This is a genomic window from Acidimicrobiia bacterium, from assembly GCA_035651955.1.
Taxonomy (GTDB): Bacteria; Actinomycetota; Acidimicrobiia; order IMCC26256; family JAMXLJ01; genus JAMXLJ01.
Genome location: DASRES010000009.1, coordinates 16,933 through 41,240 on the forward strand (window position 1 = coordinate 16,933; position 24,308 = coordinate 41,240).

The 24,308-nt window shown below is 73.7% G+C and carries 28 protein-coding genes; 25 read left to right on the forward strand and 3 right to left on the reverse strand.

Annotated elements, in window-relative coordinates:
* The first annotated feature begins 38 nt into the window (after window positions 1-38).
* From rsmD to VFC33_02685, 21 genes are all read left to right on the forward strand, one after another.
* Entirely contained in the window at window positions 39-629 is a 591-nt protein-coding gene (gene rsmD / locus VFC33_02585) for a 16S rRNA (guanine(966)-N(2))-methyltransferase RsmD (GenBank protein ID HZR12116.1), read from the forward strand.
* Between the two features lie 94 nt (window positions 630-723).
* Window positions 724-1,218, forward strand: a complete 495-nt coding sequence (gene coaD, locus VFC33_02590; GenBank protein ID HZR12117.1) for a pantetheine-phosphate adenylyltransferase — start codon at window positions 724-726, stop codon at window positions 1,216-1,218.
* Window positions 1,211-1,753 (forward strand): ATPase, encoded by a 543-nt coding sequence (locus VFC33_02595; protein ID HZR12118.1) that lies wholly within the window; start codon window positions 1,211-1,213, stop codon window positions 1,751-1,753. The genes coaD and VFC33_02595 overlap by 8 nt, the downstream gene beginning before the upstream one ends.
* Before the next feature lie 111 nt (window positions 1,754-1,864).
* Window positions 1,865-2,362 (forward strand): DUF177 domain-containing protein, encoded by a 498-nt coding sequence (locus VFC33_02600; protein HZR12119.1) that lies wholly within the window; start codon window positions 1,865-1,867, stop codon window positions 2,360-2,362.
* Between the two features lie 115 nt (window positions 2,363-2,477).
* Window positions 2,478-2,657 carry a 50S ribosomal protein L32 gene (gene rpmF, locus VFC33_02605; GenBank protein ID HZR12120.1) on the forward strand — a complete coding sequence of 60 codons (180 nt, stop codon included), beginning with the start codon at window positions 2,478-2,480 and terminating at the stop codon, window positions 2,655-2,657.
* A gap of 6 nt (window positions 2,658-2,663) precedes the next feature.
* The gene (gene plsX / locus VFC33_02610; GenBank protein ID HZR12121.1) at window positions 2,664-3,659 is read left to right on the forward strand and encodes a phosphate acyltransferase PlsX; all 996 of its coding nucleotides are present in this window, start codon (window positions 2,664-2,666) and stop codon (window positions 3,657-3,659) included.
* Window positions 3,649-3,951 carry an acyl carrier protein gene (locus VFC33_02615; protein ID HZR12122.1) on the forward strand — a complete coding sequence of 101 codons (303 nt, stop codon included), beginning with the start codon at window positions 3,649-3,651 and terminating at the stop codon, window positions 3,949-3,951. The genes plsX and VFC33_02615 overlap by 11 nt, the downstream gene beginning before the upstream one ends.
* The gene (gene rnc, locus VFC33_02620) at window positions 3,948-4,730 is read left to right on the forward strand and encodes a ribonuclease III (protein ID HZR12123.1); all 783 of its coding nucleotides are present in this window, start codon (window positions 3,948-3,950) and stop codon (window positions 4,728-4,730) included. Before VFC33_02615 ends, rnc begins: the two co-directional genes overlap by 4 nt.
* A complete protein-coding gene (gene mutM, locus VFC33_02625) occupies window positions 4,714-5,553 on the forward strand; it encodes a bifunctional DNA-formamidopyrimidine glycosylase/DNA-(apurinic or apyrimidinic site) lyase (protein ID HZR12124.1) in 840 nt (279 codons plus the stop codon). The genes rnc and mutM overlap by 17 nt, the downstream gene beginning before the upstream one ends.
* Window positions 5,554-5,571: 18 nt before the next feature.
* Complete coding sequence (locus tag VFC33_02630) at window positions 5,572-5,835, forward strand: acylphosphatase (protein HZR12125.1); 264 nt, start codon at window positions 5,572-5,574, stop codon at window positions 5,833-5,835.
* A 76-nt stretch (window positions 5,836-5,911) separates the two neighbouring features.
* Window positions 5,912-9,418, forward strand: a complete 3,507-nt coding sequence (smc, locus tag VFC33_02635) for a chromosome segregation protein SMC (protein HZR12126.1) — start codon at window positions 5,912-5,914, stop codon at window positions 9,416-9,418.
* Window positions 9,419-9,431: 13 nt separating this feature from the next.
* The gene (locus VFC33_02640) at window positions 9,432-10,457 is read left to right on the forward strand and encodes a mechanosensitive ion channel family protein (GenBank protein HZR12127.1); all 1,026 of its coding nucleotides are present in this window, start codon (window positions 9,432-9,434) and stop codon (window positions 10,455-10,457) included.
* A 29-nt stretch (window positions 10,458-10,486) separates the two neighbouring features.
* A complete protein-coding gene (ftsY, locus tag VFC33_02645; protein ID HZR12128.1) occupies window positions 10,487-11,752 on the forward strand; it encodes a signal recognition particle-docking protein FtsY in 1,266 nt (421 codons plus the stop codon).
* A 76-nt stretch (window positions 11,753-11,828) separates the two neighbouring features.
* The gene (gene ffh, locus VFC33_02650; GenBank protein ID HZR12129.1) at window positions 11,829-13,154 is read left to right on the forward strand and encodes a signal recognition particle protein; all 1,326 of its coding nucleotides are present in this window, start codon (window positions 11,829-11,831) and stop codon (window positions 13,152-13,154) included.
* 46 nt (window positions 13,155-13,200) lie between these two features.
* The gene (rpsP, locus tag VFC33_02655) at window positions 13,201-13,593 is read left to right on the forward strand and encodes a 30S ribosomal protein S16 (GenBank protein ID HZR12130.1); all 393 of its coding nucleotides are present in this window, start codon (window positions 13,201-13,203) and stop codon (window positions 13,591-13,593) included.
* Window positions 13,590-13,892 (forward strand): KH domain-containing protein, encoded by a 303-nt coding sequence (locus VFC33_02660; protein ID HZR12131.1) that lies wholly within the window; start codon window positions 13,590-13,592, stop codon window positions 13,890-13,892. The genes rpsP and VFC33_02660 overlap by 4 nt, the downstream gene beginning before the upstream one ends.
* Before the next feature lie 25 nt (window positions 13,893-13,917).
* Window positions 13,918-14,388: a ribosome maturation factor RimM gene (gene rimM / locus VFC33_02665; GenBank protein ID HZR12132.1), complete on the forward strand. Its 471-nt coding sequence runs from the start codon at window positions 13,918-13,920 to the stop codon at window positions 14,386-14,388.
* Window positions 14,389-14,391: 3 nt separating this feature from the next.
* Entirely contained in the window at window positions 14,392-15,117 is a 726-nt protein-coding gene (gene trmD, locus VFC33_02670; GenBank protein HZR12133.1) for a tRNA (guanosine(37)-N1)-methyltransferase TrmD, read from the forward strand.
* A gap of 58 nt (window positions 15,118-15,175) precedes the next feature.
* Window positions 15,176-15,520: a 50S ribosomal protein L19 gene (rplS, locus tag VFC33_02675; protein ID HZR12134.1), complete on the forward strand. Its 345-nt coding sequence runs from the start codon at window positions 15,176-15,178 to the stop codon at window positions 15,518-15,520.
* Window positions 15,521-15,577: 57 nt separating this feature from the next.
* On the forward strand, window positions 15,578-15,871 hold the full coding sequence (locus tag VFC33_02680; protein ID HZR12135.1) for a DUF2469 domain-containing protein: 294 nt from the start codon (window positions 15,578-15,580) through the stop codon (window positions 15,869-15,871).
* A 7-nt stretch (window positions 15,872-15,878) separates the two neighbouring features.
* The gene (locus VFC33_02685) at window positions 15,879-16,265 is read left to right on the forward strand and encodes a YraN family protein (GenBank protein ID HZR12136.1); all 387 of its coding nucleotides are present in this window, start codon (window positions 15,879-15,881) and stop codon (window positions 16,263-16,265) included.
* A gap of 33 nt (window positions 16,266-16,298) precedes the next feature.
* Here the strand turns inward: VFC33_02685 and VFC33_02690 are convergent, their stop codons facing one another.
* The 3 genes from VFC33_02690 to VFC33_02700 are packed head-to-tail and all read right to left on the reverse strand — an operon-like array spanning window position 16,299 to window position 19,238.
* A complete protein-coding gene (locus tag VFC33_02690) occupies window positions 16,299-16,547 on the reverse strand; it encodes a hypothetical protein (protein HZR12137.1) in 249 nt (82 codons plus the stop codon).
* A gap of 22 nt (window positions 16,548-16,569) precedes the next feature.
* The gene (gene dprA / locus VFC33_02695) at window positions 16,570-17,718 is read right to left on the reverse strand and encodes a DNA-processing protein DprA (GenBank protein ID HZR12138.1); all 1,149 of its coding nucleotides are present in this window, start codon (window positions 17,716-17,718) and stop codon (window positions 16,570-16,572) included.
* On the reverse strand, window positions 17,715-19,238 hold the full coding sequence (locus VFC33_02700) for a YifB family Mg chelatase-like AAA ATPase (GenBank protein ID HZR12139.1): 1,524 nt from the start codon (window positions 19,236-19,238) through the stop codon (window positions 17,715-17,717). Before VFC33_02700 ends, dprA begins: the two co-directional genes overlap by 4 nt.
* A gap of 141 nt (window positions 19,239-19,379) precedes the next feature.
* Between VFC33_02700 and VFC33_02705 the strand changes: the two genes are divergently transcribed.
* From VFC33_02705 to VFC33_02720, 4 genes are all read left to right on the forward strand, one after another.
* Window positions 19,380-20,357: a tyrosine recombinase XerC gene (locus VFC33_02705; protein ID HZR12140.1), complete on the forward strand. Its 978-nt coding sequence runs from the start codon at window positions 19,380-19,382 to the stop codon at window positions 20,355-20,357.
* The gene (gene whiG, locus VFC33_02710) at window positions 20,350-21,147 is read left to right on the forward strand and encodes an RNA polymerase sigma factor WhiG (GenBank protein HZR12141.1); all 798 of its coding nucleotides are present in this window, start codon (window positions 20,350-20,352) and stop codon (window positions 21,145-21,147) included. Before VFC33_02705 ends, whiG begins: the two co-directional genes overlap by 8 nt.
* A 123-nt stretch (window positions 21,148-21,270) precedes the next feature.
* Window positions 21,271-22,995, forward strand: a complete 1,725-nt coding sequence (locus VFC33_02715) for a peptidoglycan DD-metalloendopeptidase family protein (protein HZR12142.1) — start codon at window positions 21,271-21,273, stop codon at window positions 22,993-22,995.
* 70 nt (window positions 22,996-23,065) lie between these two features.
* Entirely contained in the window at window positions 23,066-24,214 is a 1,149-nt protein-coding gene (locus tag VFC33_02720) for a PQQ-binding-like beta-propeller repeat protein (GenBank protein ID HZR12143.1), read from the forward strand.
* Window positions 24,215-24,308 lie beyond the last annotated feature (94 nt).

A 24,308-nucleotide genomic window follows, 5' to 3' on the forward strand; every position in this document is an offset into this window, starting at 1 on the left:
CGCTTCACGGAACGCGAGCCGGCGCGACGATCGTGTGCATGCCGCGCCACCGTCAGGCCCATCCGCGCGGGTTGCGGGTCGTCGCGGGCGAGGCCGGCGGGCTGCCGCTCGTCGCGCCGAAGGGCGCGCGCACGCGGCCGACCGCGGACCGGGTGAAGGAGGCGTTGTTCGCCGCGCTCGGCCCGGACCGTGTCGTCGACGCGTCCGTGCTCGACCTCTACGCGGGAAGTGGCGCGCTGGCGATCGAGGCGCTCTCACGCGGGGCGTCGCGGGCGCTCCTCGTGGACCGCGACCCGCGAGCCGTCGACGCGATCCGAGCCAACCTGCGCACGACCGGCATGCGCGAGCGGGCGCACACCCAACGCCGCACCGTGGCAGGGTTCGTCCACGACAGCCCGCCCGAGCAGGCGCCGTTCGATCTCGTCCTGCTCGACCCGCCGTACGATACGCCCGCCCGCGAGATCACGTCCGTGCTCGGCGCGCTCGCGCAGCCCGGATGGTTGGCGCCGGCCGCGACGGTCGTGGTGGAGCAGTCGGCGTCGACGCCCGTCCCGCAGCTGGTCGACGGGTGGGAAGCACGATGGGAACGCGCGTACGGGGATACGCTCGTGCGGATCGTCGGTCCGTGACCAGGCTCGGCCGCTGCGTCGCCCGCGGCCGGCCATCCCACGCGGCCATCGACACGGCCGTCCACCACGGCCGTCCACGAGGAGACCGCCCGCCGTGGCAACTGCGCTGTGCCCAGGATCGTTCGACCCCGTCACCAACGGGCACGTCGACATCATCGAGCGGACCGCGCGCCACTTCGACGAGGTGATCGTCGCCGTCATCCGCAACCCGCAGAAGGCACAGTCCCTGTTCACGCTGGAGGAGCGCCAGGAGATGCTCCGGGAGGTGTGTGCGCACCTCCCGAACGTCCGCATCGAGTTCTTCAAGGGGCTCCTGGTCGACTTCGCGGCCGAGCACGGCGCGGACGCGATCGTCAAGGGGCTCCGGGCGGTGTCGGACTTCGACTACGAGCTGCAGATGGCACAGATGAACCAGAGCCTGTCGGGGATCGACACGTTCTTCATCTCGACCAGCCCGCAGTACTCCTTCCTCTCGTCGAGCCTCGTGCGCGAGGTCGCGCGCTTCGGTGGCGACGTCTCGAGCATGGTCCCCTCCCTCGTGACCAAGCGGCTGGTCGAGCGCTTCGGCGGTGGTGCCCGTGATGAGTGACCACGTCATGCACACCGGCGCGCACGACACCGAGGCGCTGCTCCTGCGGATCCGTGACCTGGTCGAAGGTGGTCGCTCGATGCCGATGTCGGCGTCGGTGCTCGTGAACCGGGACGAGATCCTCACGCTGCTCGAGGACGCGATCGCGAACATGCCCGAGGAGCTGCGCCAGGCGCGCTGGCTGCTGAAGGAGCGCGAGGAGTTCCTCGCGCAGTCGCGTCGCGAGGCCGACGACATCGTCGAGGCCGGGCGGGTGCAGGCCGAGCGGATGGTCGAACGCACCGAGGTCGTGCGGGAGGCCCGTCGCCGGGCCCAGGCGCTCGTCGACGACGCCGAGGCCGCGGCCCGCGCCCTGCGCCACGAGGCGGAGGACTACGTCGACCAGCGGCTCGCCTCGTTCGAGGTCGTGCTCGAGCGGACGATGCAGGCGGTCCAGAAGGGGCGGCAGCGGCTCCAGGTCGTGGTCGACCTGCCCGCCGAGGACGACGACGCGGAGCACGCCGAGTCGACGTTCTTCGACCAGGACCAGCCCTAGCGACCGCCCCGGCGCGGCCCGCGCGCGCCCGGCTGGAAGGATCTGGAAATCGCCGCTCACCTGCTACGATGGGCGGTCGCGCGGCGTCTCGCCACCCGCCGCGACCCGCCCATGACCTCCCTGCGCACCAACGTCGCTGACCTGCTCCACCGCCCCGGCTCGCGCCGGACGCTCCGGCTCGAGGTCCGGGTGAGCGGGCTCGCGGTCTCCGGATCGAGCGTCCCCGGCGACGCGCCCCTCGCCCTCGACGTGCTGCTCGAGCGCGTCCCCGAGGGGATCGTCGTGCGCGGTGCGGTGGTGGCGCCCTGGCGGGCGGCGTGCAGCCGGTGCCTCGGTCCGGTCGAGGGGTCCGTGCGGTGCGAGCTGCAGGAGCTCTTCGAGGCCGACCCCCTCGAGGGCGAGACGTACCCGCTCGAGCACGACCACGTCGACCTCGGGCTCCCGGTGCGGGACGCCGTGCTGCTCGAGCTCCCGGCCGCGCCCCTCTGCCGGCCCGACTGCGCGGGACTGTGCCCGCAGTGCGGCGCCGACCGCAACACCGCCCCCTGTTCGTGCGAGCCCGACCCCGTCGACCCCCGCTGGGCGGCGCTGTCGCAGCTCGAGCTCTGACCGCACCGCGACCGACCCGGCCCACGCCGCCGGTGCCCGCCCGGCCCGCCACCACGGCCGACGGGAGGGCCCGTGTCACAATCACGCCGCATCCGACGACCGAGGAGCGCCCCGGATGGCCGTCCCGAAGCGCAAGACCCCCCGCAGCAAGACCCGGACCCGGCGGGCGTCGAACTGGCGCCTCGCGGCACCCGCGCGGTCGCTGTGCCCGAACTGCGGGGCTGCGAAGCTGCCGCACACGGTGTGCGGCAACTGCGGCTGGTACCGCGGTCGTCAGGTCCTCGAGGTGGACTAACCATCCATGAGTCGCACCCGGGTCGCGGTCGACGCCATGGGGGGAGACCGCGCCCCGGACGAGATCGTCGCCGGTGCGCTGCGTGCGCACGACGAGGCCGACGTCGACGTGCTCCTCGTCGGCCGGGAGGAGCTGATCCGTCCGCTGCTGCCGGGCGGTGAGCCGCCCGACGGCGTCGAGCTGCTGCACGCGGGCGACGTCATCGCGATGCACGACGATCCCGCGTCGTCCGTGCGCACACGGAAGGACGCGTCGCTGGTCCGGTGCGCCGAGGCCGTGCGCGACGGGCGCGCGCAGGCGATGGTCGGCGCCGGCAACACCGGAGCCACGATGGCGGCCGCGCTCCTGCGGATGGGGCGGATCAAGGGGATCGCCCGTCCCGGGATCGGGCTCCTCATCCCGCGGCCCGGCATGCACGCGCAGCTGCTCGTCGACAGCGGTGCCACGACGGACGCGGACCCCGAGTGGCTCGTGCAGTTCGCGGCGATGGGCGCGACCTACGCGCGCATCAGGCTCGGGCTCGCGGAGCCGACGATCGGTCTCCTGTCGAACGGCGAGGAGCCCGGCAAGGGCGACGAGCTGCGCAAGAAGACGTACGCGCTGCTCGAGGGCACACCCGGGTTCGTCGGCAACGTCGAGGGGCGCGACCTCATGTCGCCGCGTCCGGACGTCGTCGTGACCGACGGGTTCACCGGGAACGTCGCGCTGAAGTCCATCGAGGGCGCGGTCAAGATGGTCGCCGGTCTCGTGTTCGGCGTGCTGGCGCGCGAGGACATCGCCGAAGCGGCCCAGGCGGTGATGCCGGCGCTGCTCGAGGTCGCCGCGGACCTCGACCCCGACGCGACCGGCGGGGCGATGCTGCTCGGCGTGAATGGCGTGTGTGTCATCTCGCACGGTTCGTCGTCGGCGACCGCGATCGTGAACGCGGCGCGCGTCGCGCGCGACTGCGTCGCCGCGGACATCGTCGCCCGGTTGGAGGAGGCGGCCGGCCGTGCCGGCTGAGACGCACGTCGCGCGCGGCCCGGTCGACCCCGACGACGTCTTCCGTGTCGTGCGCGCGCACCTCGCGGAGATCCTCTCCGTCGACGAGGACGAGATCACGCTCGACACGCGCGTCGTCGACGACCTGCACGCCGACGAGCTCGCGATCCTCGACCTCGTCGAGGCCGTCGAGGAGGAGATGGGGGAGCGGACCGTCGGCTTCGCGATCGACGACGACGACCTCGTGGACCTCCGGACCGTCCGCGACTACGTCGAGTACGTCCTCGAACGGATGCGGAGCACGCAGTCGTGAGCACGGACGACCACGACCGCGACGGCCTCGTCCGGCTCGAGGAGCGGCTCGGGTGGCCGTTCCGGGACCGCCGTCGCCTGCTGGGCGCGCTCGCGCACCGGTCGTGGTGCGCGGAGCACCCCGACACCGAGTCGAACGAGCGCCTCGAGTTCCTGGGCGACGCCGTGCTCGGCCTCGTCGTGACCGACCGGGTGTTCGCGCTCTATCCCGACCTCCCCGAGGGCGAGCTCGCGAAGGTGCGCGCCGCGGTCGTCAACGCGGAGGTGCTCGCGGAGCTCGCGGTCGAGGTCGGACTCGGCTCGGAGCTGCTGCTCGGCAAGGGCGAGGACGCGTCCGGCGGGCGCTCGAAGCCGTCGATCCTCTCGGACGCGATGGAGGCCGTCATCGCGGCCGTCTACCTCGACGGCGGCTGGTCCGCCGCGAACGAGCTCGTGCTCCGGCTCCTCGCCGGACGGATCGCGCTGGCCGCCGCCGGACCCGGCGGGCACGACTACAAGACCCGTCTCCAGGAGCTCGCGGCACGCCGGTTCGACCGCCTGCCGCGCTACCAGGTCGCCGGCCACGGGCCCGACCACGCGAAGCGCTTCGTCGCGACGGTGATGCTCGACGGCGAGGCGCGCGGAACGGGCGAAGGGCGTTCGAAGAAGCAGGCCGAGCAGGCCGCGGCAAAAGCCGCGTGGTTGTGGCTGTGCGCGCTGGACGAGTCCGCGAAGGAGGACGAACCGGTGGCCGCTGAGGGCAGGGAACACGAAGGAGAGTCGGATGCCGGAGCTGCCTGAGGTCGAGGTCGTCCGGCGCGACCTCGAACGCGAGGTGAGCGGCAAGCGGATCAAGGCCGTCGAGGTGAAGGGCATGCGCTCGATCCGGCGGCACCAGAACCGCAAGCAGTTCGTGTCGCGCCTCGAGGGCGTGCGCATCACCGGCGTGGACCGGCGCGGCAAGTACCTGTTGATGCGGCTCGAGGGCGGCGACGTGCTCGTCGCGCACCTCGGCATGTCCGGTCAGCTGCTGCGCGCGAAGTCCGCGAAGGAGGCCCTGCCGAAGCACACGCACGTCATCATCACGTTCACGCAGGGCGGGCAGCTGCGCTTCATCGACCCGCGCACGTTCGGCGAGATGTTCGTGACGTCGCTCGACGGCATCGAGCACGAGGTCGAGGAGCTCGCACACCTCGGTCTCGACCCGCTCGAGCGCAACATCTCGTGGGCCCAGTTCGGTCAGCTCATCGCGCAACGCCACACGAAGCTGAAGACCGCGCTGATGGACCAGACCTTCCTTGCCGGGATCGGCAACATCTACAGCGACGAGATCCTCTTCGAGGCCGGCCTGCGGTGGGACCGCATGACCGACTCGCTCACCGAGGAGGAGGTCAGGCGGCTCTACCGCGCGATGGTCGAGGTGCTGCAGGAGGCGGTGAAGCACCGCGGGTCGTCGCTCGCGGACGCGCAGTACGTCGACGTGTTCGGCAAGCCGGGCGAGTACCAGCTCCATCACAACGTGTACGCACGCGAGGGCGAGGCGTGCCGTCGCTGCCGGCGCCCGCTCGTGCGCCAGCGCGTCGGCAGCCGTTCGACGTTCTTCTGCGAGGCTTGCCAGGTGTGATCGGTGCACGATGAGGTCGTGCGGCGGCACGTGGTCGTGCACGGTCGCGTGCAGGGCGTCTTCTTCCGCGACTCGTGTCGTCGCGTGGCGCGTGATCTCGGTGTGACGGGCTGGGTCCGCAACCGGGCCGACGGCGCGGTCGAAGCCGCGTTCGAGGGCGCACGTGACGCGGTCGACGCGATGGTGCGGTGGTGTCACGACGGACCGCCGCGCGCCCACGTCACCGCGGTCGACGTCGACGACGAGCAGCCGGCCGGCGAGTCGGGGTTCGCGATCGCGTGACCGGCACCTCTGCACAGGTCCGCGGGGCCGTCCGATCCCGTCGCTACGCTCGCTCGATGATGTCGAGGGGGCCCGCGTGTTCCTGAAGTCGTTGACCCTCAAGGGCTTCAAGTCGTTCGCGGAACGGACGACGCTCGAGTTCGAGCCCGGCGTGACGGTCGTCGTCGGTCCGAACGGCTCGGGGAAGTCGAACGTCGTCGACTCGGTCGCGTGGGTGCTGGGTGCCCAGGGTGCCCGCAGCCTGCGCGGCGCCAAGATGGACGACGTCATCTTCGCCGGTACGGCGCAGCGCCCGGCACTCGGGCGCGCCGAGGTGTCGCTCACGATCGACAACAGCGCCGGTCTGCTGCCGATCGAGTTCTCCGAGGTGACGATCACGCGGACGCTGTTCCGCACCGGCGAGTCCGAGTACCAGATCAACGGCGCGCCGTGTCGCCTGCTCGACATCCAGGAGCTCCTGTCGGACTCGGGCATCGGGCGGCAGCAGCACGTCATCGTCGGCCAGGGTCAGCTCGACACCGTGCTCAACGCGCGCCCGGAGGACCGGCGGGCGATCGTCGAGGAGGCCGCCGGGATCCTCAAGTTCCGCAAGCGCCGGGAGAAGGCCGAACGCCGCCTCGAGGCGACCGAGGGCAACCTGCTCCGGCTGCAGGACCTCCTGCGCGAGGTGCGCCGCGGGCTCACGCCGTTGCAGCGCCAGGCCGACGCCGCGCGCCGTCACGACGGTCTCGTCGACGAGCTGCGCGCGATCCGTGTCCACCTCGCGGGGCACGAGATCGCCGGTCTGCAGACGCGTCGCGAGCGCCTGCGCGACAAGCGCGCCGAGCTCGACGGCAACGACGCGCGTGTGCGCGCGCGACTGCGCGAGCTGGACGCCGCGGTGCTCGACGCCGAGCACGCGCTCAGCGCGCTCGGCGACGACGACCTCGCGGACGCGCTCGTGCGCGTCGAGTCGTTGCGCGAGCGGGCACGCGGGCTGCGCGCGCTCGCCGCGGAGCGCCAGCGGGGGCTCGAGCGCGAGCTCGCGGCCGCCGCCGACACCGGCGTCGTGGAGACGCTCGTCGCCGACGCCGCCGCGGTCCGTGCCGAGCTCGCCTCCGTCGACGCCGAGGCCGCCGATCTCGCCGGTCCGACGGTCGAGCTCGAGGAGGCCGAGCGCCGGCTCGCGCAGGAGCGGGCGGCGCTCGCGGACGCGGAGGCCGACGACGTCGCGGAGCGGCTCGCCGCGGCGCGCCGTGACCTGCAGGCGGGGCGCGAGGCGTTGCAGCGCGGAGAGGCCGAGATCGGCCGCCTCGACGCGCGCCGCGCCGCGATCGAGGAGCGACTCGCGCGGCTCCGCGACGAGCAGCGCGACGCTCGGGCGGAGCTCGAGGCGGCCGACTCGCGGGCGAGCGAGCTCGCGGTTGCGGTCGAGGCCGCGGTCGAGCGCCGGCGTGCCGCCGAGGACGCGCGCCACGATGCGGAGACCGCTTCACGCGCGGCCGAGGGCGAGGCGCAACGCTGGCGCGCCCGCGCGGAGGCACTCGCGCAGGCGCTCGACGCCGCGCGCTCCGAGACGGGCGCCGCGCGCGTCGCCGGCCTGCCCGGCGTCGTCGGCCCGCTGGTCGACCACCTCGAGATCGACGCCGGCGCCGAAGCCGCGGTCGCCGCCGCGCTCGGCGACGCGCTGCGCGCGGTGGTCGTCGACGGCGGTGGCGCAGCACGCGCCGCGCTCGAGCGCCTGAAGGACGGCGACGCCGCCGGGCTCCTCCTCGTGCTCGACGCGCGTCACGCCGCGCCTGTGCAGGGCCGGCTCGTGCCGCCACGTACCCGCCCCCTCGTCGAGTGCGTCCGAGCGCGCGTGCCCGCGCTCGAGGCGTCGCTCGCGCGCCTGCTCGACGGCGTGATGCTCGCGGCAGGCGACTGGCACGACGCGCTCGACGTCGCGCTCGCCAACCCCGGCCTCGTCGTCGTCACGCGCGACGGTGACTGCTTCGGCGGCGCGCGGGCATGGCGCGCGGGATCGGACCGCGACGCCGGCGTCACCCGGGCCGCGCTCGACGAGGCGACCGAGCGAGCGGAGCGTGCCGAGGCCCGTCGTGCGGACGTCGAGGGCGGGCTCGAGGACGCGCGCGCCGCGGTTCGTGACGCGCAAGCCGCGGAGTCCGCCGCGCGCGACGAGGCACGCGCGAGCGCGGAGCGCCGGCAGCGCGCCGCGACGGTGCTCGAGCAGCTCGACCGCGAGTCGCACACGCGCGTCGCGGAGCTCGAGCAGGTCGCGTCGGAGCTCGCGACGGTGCGCGACCGGCACGTCGCCGACGACGCGCGCATCTCGGAGCTGCAGCTCGTCCTGCCTGGTCTCGAGCGGGCCGAGCAGGACGCACGCGCTCGCGAATCGGAACGGGCACGCGCGCGGGCCGCGCTCGCGGAACGTGAGCAGGCGACGGTCACGCTGCGCCGTGACCTCGAGGTTCGGGCCGCCGCGCTCGAGGAGCGTCGCGGGCTGCTCCGACGCCGACTCGCGGACGTCGAGGAGCGGCTGGCGCGCGACCCGGAGGCACAGGCGGCGGCCGAGCGTCACCGGGCGGCCCTCGCCGCGCGGGCGCGCGCGTGTGCGGTGCTCGTCGCGACGCTCGACGAGCGGCTCGCCACGATCGCGTCGGTGCACGACCGCGTCTCGGAGCGCCGCCGCCGGCGTTCCGAGGAGGCCGGTGCCGCCGGTCGCACGCTCGACACCTTGCGCAACGAGCGCGCCGGTCTCGAGCGCGAGCTCACGGAGCTGCGTGAGCATGTGTCGCGCACGGAGATCGAGGAGGCCGAGACGCGGATGCGTCTCGAAGCGGCGGTCGAGCGGTTGCGCACCGAGTACGACTGCGAGCCGTCCGTCGCGCTCGACGCTGCGCCGCCCGAGATCCCCGAGGGCACGACGCTCGCCGGTCGCGCGCGCGAGCTCGAGCGCGAGCTGCGGCTCATGGGTCCCGTCAACCCGCTCGCGCTGCAGGAGTACGACGAGATGCGCGAGCGGCACGACTTCCTGCAGCAGCAGCTCGAAGACGTGAAGGAGAGCCGTCGCGAGCTGACGCGGGTCATCAAGGCCGTCGACCGCGAGATCGTCACCGTGTTCGAGGCCGCGTTCGCCGACGTCGCGCGCCACTTCGACGCGCTGTTCACGACGCTGTTCCCCGGCGGCTCGGGCCGCGTGTCGCTGACGGATCCGGACGACATGCTCGACACCGGCATCGAGATCGAGGCGCGGCCGTCGGGCAAGAACACGCGCCGCCTGTCGCTGCTGTCCGGTGGCGAGCGGTCGCTCACCGCCCTCGCGTTCCTGTTCGCGGTGTTCCGGGCCCGGCCCTCGCCCTTCTACCTGCTCGACGAGGTGGAGGCCGCGCTCGACGACGTCAACCTCCACCGCTTCCTGGACCTGATCCACGAGTTCCGCGACGAGGCCCAGCTCGTCGTCGTGTCGCACCAGCGCCGGACCATGGAGGCGGCCGACTGCCTCTACGGCGTGTCGATGCCGCCGGGCGGGTCGAGCCGCGTCGTCAGCCAGCGCATGACCGGCGACGACGGGTTGCTCGTCGAGGCGACCGCCGCGCGGTAGCCGCGCGCGTCCGATGACGCCGGTCGTCGCGGCCACGCTCGTCGCGCAGAGCACGACGGACGCCGGTCGCGTCGCGGCCTGCGGGCCGCGCGGGCAGCAGGGTTGGCTGTGCTCCACGGTCTACGAGGTCAGCCACAACCAGCGCGCCGCGGAGATAGCGGACACGCTCTCGAAGCCGGTCCGCATCCTCGTGATCCTGCTCGTCGCGTGGTTGATCGTGCGCGTCGCGCGCCGTCTGGTGCGGCGTGGCTTCCGGCGCGTCGGTCAGGCCGACGAGCGCATCAGCTCGCTCCGGCGCCGCGCGGGATTGTCCTGGCTCGACACGGGGCCGATCCCGAACGTGCGCCGCGCGCAGCGCGCGGAGACGATCGGCGCGCTGCTCGCGAGCATCGTCGCCGTCGTCGTGTGGGCGATGGCGCTCATCAGCGTGCTGGACGCGCTCGGCGTCGCCCTCGGTCCGATCGTCGCCGGCGCGGGGATCGTCGGCGTCGCGATCGGCTTCGGCGCGCAGAGCCTCGTGCGCGACTTCCTGAGCGGCATCTTCATGCTCGCGGAGGACCAGTACGGCGTCGGGGACGTGATCGACGCGGGTGTCGCGACCGGAACGGTCGAGGGCATCAGCCTGCGCACCACGCGTCTGCGCGACGTCGAGGGCGTGGTCTGGCACGTGCCGAACGGGACGATCACGCGCGTCGGCAACAAGTCGCAGCAGTGGTCGCGCGCGCTGCTCGACCTCAAGCTCCCCGCCGACGCCGACATCGCGCGTGCGAGCCAGGTCATCCAGGAGACCGCCGACACCGTCTGGCGCGATCCCACGTTCGGCCCGCTCGTGATCGACGAGCCCGAGGTCTGGGGCGTCGAGGACGTCAGCCCCGAGAACGTCGTCATCCGGCTCGTCGCCAAGACGCGGCCGCTGGAGCAGTGGCGCGTCGCGCGCGAGCTGCGCGCGCGGGTGACGAACGCGTTGCGCGCCGCGGGCATCGTCGCGTCACCGACGACTTCGACGACCGCGGGTCCGCAGGACGAGCAGCCGAGCTGACCGGCCGCGCCCCGTAGGATCGATCGCTCATGACCGCGCTCATCGTCGTCCTCGCCATCGTCGTCTTCGGGCTCCTGCTCGCCGGGCTCGGGATCGGGTTGTCGAGACGCGCGCAGCGGCGAACGCGCGAGATCAGCGAGCAGCTCGGGATCCCCGTCGAGCGTCCGCCCCGGGCCGAGCCCGAGGCGCGCGGGCAGGGGACCGTCGCACCGCCCGCGCGGCCCGCACCGCCGGTACGCCCGCGCCCCGGCCGACCCCCCGCTCGCCCGGAGGGCGCGCCCGCGCCGCCGGTCCCCGAGGCGCCGCCCGGGGAGCCGTCGGTCACGATCCCGGAAGCGCCGCCGGCGCCGCCCGCGCCTCCGGCCGCGGCCCCGCCCGCTGCCGCGCCGCCCGTCAAGCCGCGCCTGCGCGACCGGCTCGGCCGCACGCGTGCCGCGTTCAGCGGCTTCCTCAGCGACCTGACCGGCCGGGGCCACGTCGACGACGAGATCTGGGACGAGCTGGAGGAGAGCCTGCTGCTGGCCGACGTCGGCGTGCCGACCACCGCGCGGGTCCTCGAGGAGCTGCGCGAGCGCGCGAAGGAGATGAAGGTCTCCGACGCCGCGGAGCTGCTCGAGCTGCTGCGCGCCGAGCTGGTCGCGGTGCTGGAGCCCGCGGATCGCGCGCTGCGAACGTCCGCCGACGGCGCCGCGAGCGTGTGGATGTTCGTCGGCGTGAACGGCGTGGGGAAGACGACGACGATCGCCAAGCTCGCGCAGCACGAGGTCGACGACGGCAAGCGTGTCGTCCTCGCCGCGGCGGACACGTTCCGCGCCGCGGCCGCGGAGCAGCTCGCCACGTGGGCCGGCCGCGTCGGCGCGGAGCTCGTGCGCGGGCAGGAGGGCGCGGACCCGGGCTCGGTCGTGTTCGACGCGATGAGCGCGGCGGCGAGCCGTGACGCCGACCTCGTGCTCGTCGACACCGCGGGGCGGCTCCACACGAAGGTCAACCTGATGGAGGAGCTGAAGAAGCTCCGGCGCATCGTCGAGCGGACGCCCGGCGCGCTGCAGGAGGTCCTGCTCGTGATCGACGCGACGACCGGTCAGAACGGGCTGATCCAGGCGCGCCAGTTCACCGAGGCGGTCGACGTCACCGGCGTCGTGCTGACGAAGCTCGACGGCAGCTCGAAGGGCGGCATCGTCCTCGCGATCCAGGCCGAGCTCGGCATCCCGGTCAAGGTCGTCGGCATCGGCGAGTCCGCCGCGGACCTCATCCCGTTCGACGCGGTCGAGTTCGTCGACGCGCTGCTCGGGTGAGAACGTTCGTGCGCGCTCGCAAGCTCGCCGCTGGCGCCCGGTAGCATCGCGGTTCCCCCTGCCGGGGACCTGCCTCATGTTCGACGCCCTCTCGGACCGCTTCGACTCGATCTTCACCCGCCTGCGCGGCCGCGGCCGCCTGAGCGACGACGACGTCGACGAGGTCGCGCGCGAGATCCGTCTCGCGCTGCTGGAGGCCGACGTGAACGTGCGCGTCGTGCGCGCGTTCATCAACCGGATCAAGGAGCGCGCGAAGGGCGCGGAGGTCGCCAAGAGCCTCACGCCCGCGCAGCAGGTCATCAAGATCGTGCACGAGGAGCTCGTCACGACGCTGGGGGGCACGACCGGCAAGCTGACGATGAGCTCGAAGCCGCCGACCGTCGTGATGCTCGCCGGGCTGCAGGGCTCCGGGAAGACGACCGCGGCGGGGAAGCTCGCGCGCCACCTCAAGAGCCAGGGTCTCGGCGTGCTGCTCGTCGCCGCCGACCTGCAACGTCCCGCCGCCGTCGAGCAGCTGCGCGTCCTCGGCCGGCGTCTCGACGTGCCGGTGCACGCCGCGGGTGACGGCGTGCCCGACCGTCCCGTCGCGGTCGCGCGCACGTCGCTCGACGAAGCTGCGCGCCTCGGTCGCAACGTCGTCATCGTCGACACCGCCGGCCGTCTGCAGGTCGACGAGGACCTCATGGACGAGCTGCGTGACGTCCGCGACGTGCTGCAGCCGCACGACACGCTGCTGGTCGTCGACGCGATGACCGGTCAGGAAGCGGTGAACGTCGCGGAGGCGTTCGACCAGGCGGTCGGGCTCGACGGCGTGGTGCTCTCGAAGATCGACGGCGACGCGCGCGGCGGCGCGGCGCTGTCGGTGAAGGAGGTCGTCGGCAAGCCGATCCTGTTCGTCGGCACCGGCGAGAAGCTCGAGGACTTCGAGCCGTTCCACCCCGACCGGATGGCGAGCCGGATCCTGGGCATGGGCGACGTGCTCACGCTCATCGAGAAGGCCGAGGCCGCGTTCGACAAGGACCAGACGGCCAAGGCCGAGGCCCGCCTCCGCAAGGGTCAGTTCACGCTCGAGGACTTCCTCGAGCAGATGCGGCAGGTCCGCAAGATGGGACCGCTCGGCAACATCGTCAAGATGATGCCCGGGCTCCCGAAGGAGCTGAAGCAGACGGAGGTCGACGAGTCGGAGATCGCGAGAGTCGAGGCGATCATCTGCTCGATGACCCCCGAGGAGCGCCGCGAGCCGTCGGTCATCAACGGGTCGCGCCGGCTGCGCATCGCCCAGGGCAGCGGGACCACGACCCAGGATGTGAACGCGCTGCTGAAGCAGTTCAAGATGGTGCAGCAGGTCATGAAGTCGGTGGCGGCCGGGAAGCGGCCGAAGATGCCGATCCCCGGTCTGTAGGCTCGACGCTCTGCGCCGCCCTCCCGAGTGACGAAGGGACCCCACGTTGGCCGTCAAGATCCGCCTCATGCGCGTCGGCAAGAAGAAGCAGCCGACCTATCGCGTCGTCGTCGCCGACGGCCGCTCGCCCCGCGACGGGCGCTACATCGAGATCATCGGGCAGTACGGGCCGCGCCAGGAGCCGTCGCACGTCGCCATCGACGACGACAAGGCGCTCGCCTGGCTGCGCCAGGGTGCGCAGCCGACCGAGCAGGTCCGCAAGCTCCTCGAGTCGACCGGCGTGTGGGAGCGCTTCAAGGCCGAGCGCCCGAAGGCGGCCGCGCGCCACAAGCCCCGCCAGCAGAAGGCGAAGCAGGTGAAGCCGGTCGCCGAGCCCGCGCCGGCCGCGGCGCAGGCACCGGCCGAGGAGAGCGCGCCCGCCGAGGAGACCGAGTCGTGAGCGATCCCGGTGTCGACGACGACGTCGACGAGATCGCGCCGGAGGGCAACCGCATCGTCGGTGCACGCGCGCGTGCCGTCGTCGAGCACGTCGCGCGCGCGGTCGCCGAGGACCCCGACGCGGTCGAGGTGGATCTCGAGGAGCGCCCCGGCGAGGTGCAGCTCCTGATCCGCACGAACCCGTCCGACATGGGGCGCCTGATCGGCAAGCGCGGCCGCGTGATCCAGGCGCTGCGCCAGGTGACGCGCGCGGCGGGCGCGGCCGAGGGCGTGAAGGCCAACGTCGACGTCCTCGAGTAGCGAGCGTCGCGGCGGCCGGCTCGAGATCGGCCGCGTGGGACGCGCGCACGGCCTGGGCGGCGAGGTCGACGTCGTCGCGACGACGAACCGCGCCGAACGGTTCGCGCCCGGGTCGGTGCTGTTCGCGGGGGACCGCCGGTTGGTCGTCGCCCGCTCCCGACAGCAGCGCGGCCGCTGGATCGTGCGGTTCGACGGCGTCGACGATCGCGACGCGGCCGAGGCGCTGCACGGCGCGGTCCTCACCGGCGAGCCGCTCGCCACGCTCGACGAGGGCGAGCGCTGGGTGCACGAGATGATCGGCCGCGACGCGATCGACCCCGGCGGTGCGGTCCTGGGCCGTGTCGTCGCGGTCGAGGCCAACCCCGCCCACGACCTGCTCGTGCTCGACGACGGGACGCTCGTCCCGATGGTGTTCGTCGTCGACGACACGGGCGCCGGGCTCGTCGTCGACGCACCGGAGGGTCTGCTCGACGTGAACCGGCGCGACGCGCGCTGAACGATGCGCGCCGACGTGTTCACGATCTTCCCGGAGCTCGTCCAACCCGCGTTGCGCGTGTCGCTGCTCGGGCGCGCGTGCGAGTCGGGCGTCCTCGACGTGCGGGTCCACGACCCGCGCGACTTCACGACCGACCGCCACCGCAGCGTGGACGACACGCCGTTCGGGGGAGGCGCGGGGATGGTGATGGCGCCCGGTCCGCTGTTCGCGGCCGTCGAGGCCGCGGACCCGCCCCGGCCGGTGCTCCTGCTGTCCGCGAGCGGCCGCCGGTTCGACCAGGCGTGGGCGGTCGAGCTCGCGGGCGGCGAGGGGTTCTCGCTCGTGTGCGGCCGGTACGAGGGCGTCGACCAGCGCGTCGCCGACCACCTCTGCGACGGCGAGCTGTCGATCGGCGACTACGTGCTCGCGGGCGGCGAGGCGGCCGCGGTCGTCGTGCTCGAGACCGTCGCCCGGCTCGTGCCCGGGGTGATGGGCAACGCGGCGTCGGCCGACGAGGAGTCGTTCGGTGGCGCGGGCGGGCTGCTGGAGTACCCGCAGTACACCCGGCCGGCGTCGTTCCGGGGCTGGGAGGTGCCCGACGTGCTCCGCTCGGGCGACCACGCCGCCGTCCGGCGCTGGCGCCACGCCCAGGCGCTGCGCCGCACCCTGGAGCGCCGCCCCGACCTGCTGCAGGGCCGGCCGCTGACCGACGCCGAGCGCGCCCTGCTCGACCTCCCTGACGAGGGGTGACGGCTGCACCGGCGGCTACAGTTGGTGCTCCACCTCACCGCCCCGGGGGTCCCGCACGATGAACCGCACCGATCTGGTCGACCGCGCCCACCTGCGTGACGACGTCCCCGAGTTCGCCCCGGGCGACACCATCAAGGTCCACGTCCGCGTCGTCGAGGGCAACCGCGAGCGCACCCAGCTCTTCCAGGGCGTCGTGATCCGCCGGCAGGGCAGCGGCGTCCACGAGAGCTTCACCGTCCGGAAGGTCAGCTTCGGGGTCGGCGTCGAGCGGACGTTCCCGGTCCACTCGCCCACGATCGCCAAGATCGAGGCCGTGACCAGGGGCGACGTCCGGCGGGCCAAGCTGTACTACCTGCGCGACCGCATCGGGAAGGCGGCCAAGGTCAAGGAGAAGCGCACCTGAACCCGGTCGTTGGCCGGCCGGGGACCGCGTACACTCGCGGCGATCGGGAGGGCTCCGGTGAGCGCTGAGGACCTCGAACGGTACGAGACCGAGATCGAGCTGCAGCTCTACAAGGAGTACCGCGACGTCCTGCCGATGTTCGCCTACGTCGTCGAGACCGAGCGGCGGTTCTACCTGACCAACAAGGTCACGATGGACGTCCACAACGAGGGCGGGCGCGTCTACTTCGAGCTCAACCTCCAGGACGCGTGGGTCTGGGACATGTACCGGCCCGCGCGCTTCGTCGCCAACGTGCGGGTCGTCACGTTCAAGGACGTCAACGTCGAGGAGCTGGCGGGCAAGGAGCTCTGAGCCGCCCATGCCGACGGGCGAGGGGCCGCCCCGTCGACCGGATCCACGGCGTGTTCTCGGTGCGCGCGGCGAGGCGTTGGTCGGGGACTGGTACGTCGAGCACGGCTACACCATCCTCGATCGCAACTGGCGCTGCCGCGACGGCGAGCTCGACCTCGTGGTGGAGCGCGGTCATGTCATCGTGTTCTGCGAGGTGAAGACACGGAGCAGCGACCGGTTCGGCGCGCCCGTCGAGGCAATCACGCGCGCGAAGCGGCAGCGCCTGCGTGTCCTCGCCGCGAAGTGGCTCGACGAGCACCGGCCGGCGCTGCGCGAGCTGCGCTTCGACGTCGCCTCGGTCATGCGGACGCGTGACGGCGAGATCGTCATCGACGTCCTGGAGGGCGCGTTCTGACGAGCGCGCGTCCCCGCGCGCGTCGCGATCCGGTCACGAACGCGAGCGTCGAGGTCTGCGCGCGCCGTCGCGTTCGCGCTCGCGGCGACGCAGCTCCGCGCGCCAGCACGGCGTGTGCCAGTGGCGCCGGTGGTCGGGTGCGTCGCGGGGCACGACGACCTCGTGCCCGACGCCGACGTCGATCTCGTGGTCGCAGCCGGGACAGCGGTATCGCTTGACCGCTTCGTACGGCTGGACGTGGCGAACGTCCTCGTCGTGGTCGTCGTCGTCCACGTGGCGCACCGTAGCGGCGCACGCGCCCGGATCACACCGGCCACAGGAACCCGCGCGACTGGGTGAGCAGTCCCGCGCGTTGGCACTCGGCGAGAGCGCGCGCGAGCGCCGCCGGGTCGAGCCCCGTGCGCGCGGCGAGCTGGTCCGCGGTCGCGGGTTCGCCGCCGCACGCGCGCACGCACGCCTGCGCGTCGACCGAGACGTGTACGGACGGGCGTGGAGCCCATCCCCGCCGCGAGCCCTCCGTCATGCCGAGCGCGAGGAGGACGTCGGACGGGTCGAGGAGCGGGTGCGCGCCGTCCGCCAACAGCGCGTTGCAACCCGCTGCGGCCGGATTGCGTCGCGAGCCCGGCATCGCGAACAGCGGGCGGTCGTACTCGAGCGCGCGCTCGGCGGTGATGCGCGCGCCACCCTTGACCGTCGCCTCGACCACGACGACGACGTCCGCCAGCGCGGCGATGATCCGGTTGCGGACCGGGAAGCGCGTCGGCTCCGGCTTCGTCCCGAACGCCGACTCGCCGACCAGCAATCCCGCCGCGCGCACACGGTCGAACAACGCACGATGCCGGCGCGGATAGACGACGTCCAGTCCGGTCGCGACGACGCCGATCGGGACGCCGCCGGCTTCGAGCGCGCCCTCGTGCGCGGCGGCGTCGATGCCGATCGCCATCCCGCTCACGATCGAGCACCCGGCGTCGGCGAGCGCGCGCCCGAGCTGGCGTGCGTCGTCGAGACCCTGCAGCGTCGCTGCACGCGTCCCGACGATCGCGACCCTCGGCCCACAGAACGCGTCGAGCGTGGTTCCCTCGGCGAGCAGCACCGCGGGCCGGCGCGGGACGTCGTCACGGATGGGATAGTGCGCGTCCGTCGCGAGGACGACCTGCGTGCGGCGCCGAGCGATCGTCCGCTCGGCTGCTGCGACGTCGACCGTCTCCGACCACCGGTCGACGAGCGCGGCCATCTCAGGCGCGCCCGTCGCGGGTGACCGCGCGCGGATGACGTCTGTGACGGCGCGGTCGCGATCGAGCACCGCGGCGACGGCGTCGCGCGGGTCCGGCCATGCCCGGAGCAGCGCGTCGAGGCGCGCGGGCGTCATCGAGGCGAGCGACACCAACGCGAGCGCCGCCGCGTCCGTGCCCGTCGTGCCGGTTGCATCGGCCGTGACGTCCACCGCGCTCACGGCGTGTCCTGACGCAACGACTCGGCCAGGAGCAGGTGCGAGGGATCGATGTCGTCGACACCCGCGAGGTCTGCGATCGTGCGCGCGACCTTTCGTACGGTGACGGCGCCGCGCCCGGTCAACTGCCGTCGTCGGACGATCTCGCGCCACACCTCGGACGCGACCCGGTCGAGGGGCGCGAAGTCGCGCAGCCGTCCGGCGGGGACCGCCGCGTTGCGCCGCCACGGCAGTCCGTCGTAGCGAGCACGTTGCCGAGCGACGGCGCGGGCGACACGCGCCGCGACGACGGCGGACGGATCGCCGGGCTGCTCGTCGGCGTCGGGCCGGGCCACGGACATCCGCAGCTCGAAGCGGTCGAGCAGCGGGGCGGACAGGCGCCGGCGGTAGCGCGCGAGGCGACCCGGGTCGCACGTGCACTCGGTGACCGCGCGGCCGCACGGGCACGGGTTGGAGCACGCGATCAGCAGGAAGTCGGCGGGGAACGCCAACGTCGACGACTGGCGCGAGATGCGTACGACGCGCTCCTCCAGCGGCTGACGCATGGCGTCCAGCACGGCGGGCGCGAACTCGCCGAGCTCGTCCATGAACAACGTGCCGCAGTGCGCGAGCGTGATCTCGCCGGGACGCGGTCGAACGCTGCCGCCGCCGACGATCGCCGCGCTCGACGCAGTGTGGTGGGGCGCGCGGAACGGCGGCCGGGTCATGAGCACACCGTCGGGGACCTCACCCACGACGGAGTGGATGCGCGTGACGTCCAGCGCCTCCTCGGGGAGGAGGTCCGGGAGGATCGTGACGACCCGCCGCGCCACCATCGTCTTCCCGACGCCCGGCGGCCCGACGAGCAGGAGATGGTGACCGCCGGCGGCCGCGATCTCGAGCGCGAGGCGGACCTCCTTGAGACCGCGCACGTCGACGAGGTCGAGCGCCTCGGCATCCGAATCGGTCCCCGCCGGCGGGCCGGCGCCCGAGCCGCGGCGCGGCGCCACGTCGTCGGGCGACGGCCACGAGAGCTCGCTCTTCAGACACGCGCGCAGCTCGGGGAGGGTCCGCACCGGGAGCACGTCGACGCCGGCGACGAGCGCGGCCTCACGCGCGTTGGCGGCCGGGACCACGACCCGGCCGTAGCCCTCCCGGCGGAGCGCGTGCACCAGCGCGAGGGTGCCGGGGACGGGCCGGACCGACCCGTCGAGGCCGAGCTCGCCGAGCACCCCGATGCCGTCGAGACAGCCCTGCGGCAGCTCGCCGACCGCCAGGAGGACCCCGGTCGCGACCGCGAGCTCGAGCCCGGACCCCGTCTTGCGGAAGCCGCCCGGCGCGAGGTTGACCGTGATGCGCCGCATCGGCCACTCCAGGCCCGACGACAGCAGTGCCGCGCGAACGCGTTCACGCGACTCGCGGCCGGCGGCGTCGGGCAGCCCGACGACGTTGTACGCGGGCAGGCCGTTCGAGACGTGGATCTCGACGGCGACCAGCTGACCGTCGACGCCGAGCAACGTGGCGGAGCGGACCGACGCGAGCACGAGAGACCTCCGGGACCGGACGTGCGGGGTGCACGAGCAGTGCAGGGGAGGCCGGTGACCGCGGCGTCTCGACGGTGCCCCCGACCCTAGAGCAGGGGTACGTCAGCGAACGGCCGGAGCCCGGTTACCCTGACCGCCACGATGGCCGCCGAGACCGGCGCACCTTCACGTGCGCGTGATCCGCGGTGGCGGTTCGACGCCTTCGTCGCATCGCTGCAGGCGCGCAGCCCCCACACCGAGGCGGCGTACGAGCGCGACGTCGCCCAGTTCGTCGCGTGGCTCGAACGCGGCGCCGTGGGGGGTCCGGCGGACGTCGATCACGCGACCTGTCGCCGGTACCTGGCCTATCTCACGACACGGCGCCTCGCGCCGCGCTCGATCGCCCGCAAGGCCGCGGCCGTCCGCGCCTACCTGCGCTTCCTGCATCGCGCCGGCGTCACGCCCGTGGACGTCGGCCGCAGCCTGCGCGCCCCGAAGGGCGCCGCCCGGCTGCCCCGCGTGCCCCGGCGGGCCGAGGCCGAGGCGCTCCTCGAGCGCGCGGTCAGGTCGGGACCCGAGCCCGCGGACCGCGCCCGGACCGGGACCGATGCCGCCAGTCGCGACGCGCGACGGGCCGCCTCCGCCCTGCGCGACGTCGCGGTCCTCGAGGTGCTCTACGGGACCGGGCTGCGCGTCTCCGAGTGCTGCGGCCTGACGCTCGAGGGTTGCGACCTCCGTCGCCGCCATCTGACGGTCGTCGGCAAGGGGTCGAAGACACGCCGCGTCCCGCTCGGCGAGCCGGCCGCGGCCGCGCTGGAGGCCTGGCTGCGCGACGGGCGTCCCCGGCTCGTGACGGGCGAGAGCCCCCGCGAGGCCGTCTTCCTGAACGCCCGGGGTCGGGCGCTCGGGCCGCGGGACGCCCGCCGGATCGTGGAGCGCAACCCGTTGCCGGACGGCCGTGTGCTCCACCCGCACGCCTTCCGGCACGCGTTCGCGACCCACCTCCTCGAAGGCGGGGCGGATCTGCGGACCGTCCAGGAGCTCCTCGGCCACGCGGACCTGGCGACGACGCAGGTCTACACTCATCTGACCCGTGACCGGCTCCGAGCCGTCTACGACGCCACCCACCCTCGTGCCTGACGACACCCTCGACGATGCCGCTGCACTCGTTGCCGACCTCTGGCAGCAGTACAAGACGGCCGGGACTCGCGAGGCGCGCGAGCGGCTGATCCTGCACTACTCGCCGCTCGTGAAGTTCGTCGCCGGCCGCGTCGCCGCAGGTCTGCCCCAGAACATCGAGCAGGCCGACCTGGTGAGCTACGGGATCTTCGGCCTCATCGACGCGATCGACAAGTTCGACCCGGCGCGGGGCTTCAAGTTCGAGACGTACGCGATCTCGCGAATCAAGGGCGCCATCATCGACGAGCTGCGCTCGATCGACTGGGTCCCGCGCTCGGTGCGGTCCAAGGCGCGAGCCATCGAGCGCGCCTACTCGAAGCTCGAGAACGAGCTGCGCCGCACGCCGGAGGACTCCGAGGTCGCGACCGAGCTCGGGATGAGCGAGGGCGAGTTCGCGCAGACGCTCTCGCAGATCTCCTTCGTCGGTCTCGTCGCGCTCGACGAGCTCCTCAGCGCGGGCGCGGAACGTGGCAACTCGACGACGGTGGGCGACACGATCGCCGACTCCGCGCACGATCCGGTCCAGGCGTTCGAGCTCGACGAGATGAAGCACGTCCTCGCCGACGCGATCAACCGGATGCCCGACCGCGAGCGGCTCGTGCTCACGCTCTACTACTACGAGGGCCTCACGCTGTCGGAGATCGGTGAGGTGCTCGGCGTGACCGAGAGCCGCGTCTGCCAGATCCACACGAAGGCGATCTTCCAACTGCGCGGGCGCCTCAGCGAGCCCGAGCGCGGCGCCGTCCGGTAGAGCGCTCGCGCGGCGCCGGGCGTCCGCGCGCCCGGGCCTGTTCGCTGACACACCCCGTCGCTAGATTGCGACGCACTTCCCTCGGCTTCCCCCACGCCGTTCGTCGACGTCCGGGGGAAGTCCATGCGCTCGCCCGTGTGTCGCGCCGCGCTCGTCGCGGTCGTCTCGCTCGCCACCGTCGCCCCGTCCGCGCTGGTCGCGCACGCGGCCGACGCCGCGGTCTCGCCGCCGCCCGAACAGGGCGCGTGGACGCGCCCGGTCGCGGGCGCGCTCGTTGCGCCGTTCGACGCGCCCGCGTCGCCGTACGGGCCCGGGCACCGCGGTGCGGATCTCGCCGCGCCACCCGGCACGCCGGTGGTGGCCGCCGGTGACGGCGTCGTCGCGTTCGCGGGGCTGGTGGCCGGCTCGTTGCACGTCGTGGTCGCTCACGCGGGTGGCCTCCGCACCGGCTACTCGTTCCTCGCGTCGGTTGTGGTGTCGACGGGCCAACACGTCGACCGCGGGCAGACCGTGGGAACCGCGGGAGGCCGCGGGTCGGGTCACGACGTCGGCGTGCTGCACCTGTCGTTGCGCGTGGGCGACACCTACGTCGACCCGATGCAGCTCTTCGGTCCGCCCGACCTGAGCCGGATCGTCCATCTCGCGCCGACCCGCGGCGCGACCGATCCGGGGCCGATCTTCCCGGCCCGCGAGGAGGCGCTCCTCGCGGCGCACCTCGACCGCGGCGGAGGTGGCGGCGGGGTGCTCGGCTTCCTCGGCGACGCGGCCGGCGCGGCCGTCGGTGCGGCCACCGACGCGGTCGGCACCGCGGCGAACGCGGTCGGCGACGCGGGTCGTGCCGCGCTCGGCCTCGGCCGCGTCGTCGGGGGCTGGGTCGCGCGCAATGCCCCGCTCGCGAGCGTCGTCGGCGACGTCGTGCGCGTCGGCAGGCGGCTCGCGGACTGGGCGCGCTCGCGCGCCGACTGCACCGCTCGTCCACCCGCGGCGGACGGCACGGGCGGATCCGGGCACGCGCTCATGGTCGTGGCCGGGATCAGCAGCTCGTGGGACGGTCACGGCAACTCGGTCGGACTCCCGGCACGCGACCTGGGATACGACGAGTCAGAGGTGCGCAGCTTCTCGTACAAGGGCGCGTTCGCGCCGTACGAAGCGGCCGACACGTGGGGCGACCTCGAGGTCTCGGCCGTGAACCTCGGCCAGCAGCTCCAGCAGATGCAGGCCGAGCACCCCGGCCGCGAGGTCGATCTGGTCGCGCACTCGCAGGGCGGCGTCGTGGTCGACTTGTTCCTCCAGCACGTGTACGACCCTGCGGACCCGGCGTACCCGCCGCTCGGGACGGTCGTGACGCTGTCCTCGCCACACCGCGGCGCGCCGATCGCGACCGCCGCCCGCGACATCGGCAGCACGTCGTCCGGCACGGCGGCCCTGCGCGCGGCAGCCGGCACGGTCGGTCTGCCCGCTCCGAGCGCGCCCGCGGCGCGTGAGCTCGCCGAGGGGTCCAGCCTCATGGCGGACCTGTGGCGCCGCCGGCTGCCCGACCACGTCGACTTCACGAGCATCGGCGCGCCCGACGACCCCGTCGTGCCCGCGTCGCAGATCGGAGTTCCCGGCGCGCGACGTGTCGTCGTCGACCCGGCCGGCGTGTCGAACGAGCACGACGCGATCACGCACGACCCGCGCGCCATGAGCGCGGTTCGTCTCGCGCTCGAAGGGCGCCCGCCGCCTTGTGTCGCGCTCGGCGAGGCGTTGCGCGACGCCGTCGACCCCGTCGCGATCACCCGTCTCGAGCACGGCGCGGGTGCCGTCGGGCGCGTCGTCGGTGCGGCGGCCGACGCGCTCGCGCCCTAGTGGGCGAGCCCGCCGCAACGGTCTGGAAGTCGCAAGAGCAAGGAAGTCGCAGGAGCAAGGAAGGAGCACCGTGTCCACATCCATCTCGTCCCGATCCCGCTCGCGCCGCCGCGTCGTGCTGTCCGGCTTCGTCGCCTGCGCGACGCTCGCCGGCGCGTGCACGTCGGCGGCCGGATCGTCGTCCGGGTCGCCGCGCCGCCGCCACGAGACCGTGACGTGGACGCGGACGGTCCCCGGCTGGCCGTCGAGCGTCGTGTCGACCGCGCGCGGCGACGGCGTCGTGGTCGTGTCCGGCGACTCGACGGTGACCGCGATCGACGCCCACGGGACGCGGCGGTGGAGCACACGTGTCGACGGCGCGTCGCTCGTCGATCCGGCGGTCAACGACGCGCTCGTCGCCGTTCCCGCCGGCGACCGGCTCGTCGCGCTCGACGCGTCGGACGGCTCGCTGCGGTTCCGCGCCGACGTGCCGGCCGAGGTCGGTGCGGTCGCGGCCGCTCGGGACGGTCGCGACGAGATCGTGGTCGACGCGACCTTCGACGGCACGATCGAGACGCGTGCCGCGACCGACGGGGACGTCCTGTGGAGCGCGCGTCACGAGGGCGAGGTGCGCGCGCGGCCAGTCGTCGACGAGCGGACGCGGACTGTCGTGGCGGTCTGGTTCACGCACGAGGGGTCGAGCGTCCGCGCGTTCGACACACGCACGGGGGCCTTGCGGTGGGAGCGCGCGGTCGCGCCGTACGCGTCTGCCCCTGTCGTCGCGGGCGGCCGCGTGATCGTCGGCGCGGGCGACGACGAGTACGCGAGCGCGGCACACGCGTTCGAGCTCGTCGACGGCGCGGACGCGTGGACGGCGACGCTCCCGGCGTCGTTCGAGCCGGGGTTGGAGCCCGTCGTCGCAGGTGCGGACGTCGTGCTCGTCGACCACTTCGGGACCGTCACCGCGCTCGCGTCGCGGGACGGGACGCGGCACTGGCAGACGGGTACGGGCGCGGCGATCCTCGATGCCCGCCCGGTCGCGGGCCCGGACATCGTCGCCGTGACGACCGGCGCGCGCGAGGTCGTGTGGCTCGACCGGGCGACGGGCGCGACCCGGGCGCGGTGGGCGGCACCCGGCGTGCCGGAGGCGATCGCGCGCGCCGGGAGCAACGTCGTCGTCGGGTTGCGCCGCACCGATCCGGGGCGGGTCGAGGCCCACCCGTTGTCGGTGTCGTCGTAGGCCTCGTCGCATCGTCTCACCAGCGACGACGCGATCGCTTCCCCGGGCTCGTCACGCCGCCGGGCCCGGGGGAGCCGACGCGCGGCCCGGCTAC